Source organism: Micromonospora sp. NPDC047620, assembly GCF_043205005.1.
Classification (GTDB): Bacteria; Actinomycetota; Actinomycetes; order Mycobacteriales; family Micromonosporaceae; genus Micromonospora.
Window position 1 is genome coordinate 1 of the sequence record NZ_JBIDDG010000166.1, and the last position, 1,150, is coordinate 1,150.

The 1,150-nt window shown below is 68.8% G+C and carries 1 protein-coding gene; it reads right to left on the minus strand.

Going from position 1 to position 1,150, the window contains the following annotated elements; translation table 11 throughout:
• Positions 1-27 precede the first annotated feature (27 nt).
• Positions 28-1,104: an IS30 family transposase gene (locus ACGF5C_RS34990; protein WP_393308731.1), complete on the minus strand. Its 1,077-nt coding sequence runs from the start codon at positions 1,102-1,104 to the stop codon at positions 28-30.
• Positions 1,105-1,150: the final 46 nt, after the last annotated feature.

Consider the following 1,150-nt stretch of genomic DNA (forward strand, 5'->3'; position numbering starts at 1 on the left):
GGCGGTGTCAAGTGGTGAGTGCAATCGTCAGGGCGCGATGAGTTGAGCGAGACGCTGGGTTGGGGTTGCCCAGCCCAGCGTCTGGCGGGGTCGGGTGTTCAGTTCGTGGGCGATGTCGTCCAGCCCGGCCTGGTTAATGGTGCGGAAGTCGTAGCTGCCCTTGGGGAAGTACTGGCGAAGCAGGCCGTTGGTGTTTTCGTTGCTGCCGCGCTGCCAGGGGCTGTGCGGGTCACAGAAGTAGACCGGGCAGCCGGTGGCCACGGTGAACTTTGGGTGGGCGGCCATTTCCACGCCCTGGTCCCAGGTCAGCGAGCGGCGCAGGTGCGCCGGCATCCTCGTGGCCAGGTCGGTGAGCACGCCGATGACGGCTTCGCTGTCGCGGCCGTGGGGTAGGGCGCCGAGCATCACATACCGGGTGGCCCGTTCCACCAGGGTCACGATCGCCGAGCCGCCGGCCTTGCCGATGACCAGGTCACCTTCCCAGTGCCCGGGCACCGCCCGGTCCGCGGCCTCGGCGGGGCGGGCGCTGATGTGCAGGTCCCCGATCCACGGCCGTCGGGAGCGACTCGCGGCCGCCGCCCGTGACTGGGCGCGCCGCTGGGTACGCCCTGACCGCAAAGCCACCTGCCGGGTCAACTCGGCCCGCAGGTTCCCCCGCGACTGCACATAGATCGCCTGGTAGATCGTCTCGTGGGACACCTGCAACTCCGGCCGGTCAGGAAACGTGGCCCGCAACCACGCGGCGATCTGCGTCGGAGACCACCTACGAGCCAGTTTCCCCGCCACCACCTGCCGCAGCCGTGTGCCCACCCCGAGCTTCGACGTCTTCGGCCGACGTCGCGCCGCATCAGCCCGCCGCTGCGCCCACTGCGCCTGGTACCCCCACCGATACGGCGCCCGAGCCCGCCCCGGCGGCAACCACCGCCCCAGCGGGTTCTTCGTCCCATGCCGGGCACTGTTGTATCGAGCCACCTCCCGAGACACCGTGCACACCGGCACCCCAAGAAACCCAGCGATCTGCGTGATCGTCCGACCCGAACCCCACAAATGCTCCAACACCTGACGATGCCCAAACGTCAACACACCCGGCGCGGCCACCAACACCCCCCAGCACAACCAAGATCAGTTGCACTGAACCCTAGAAACCGCC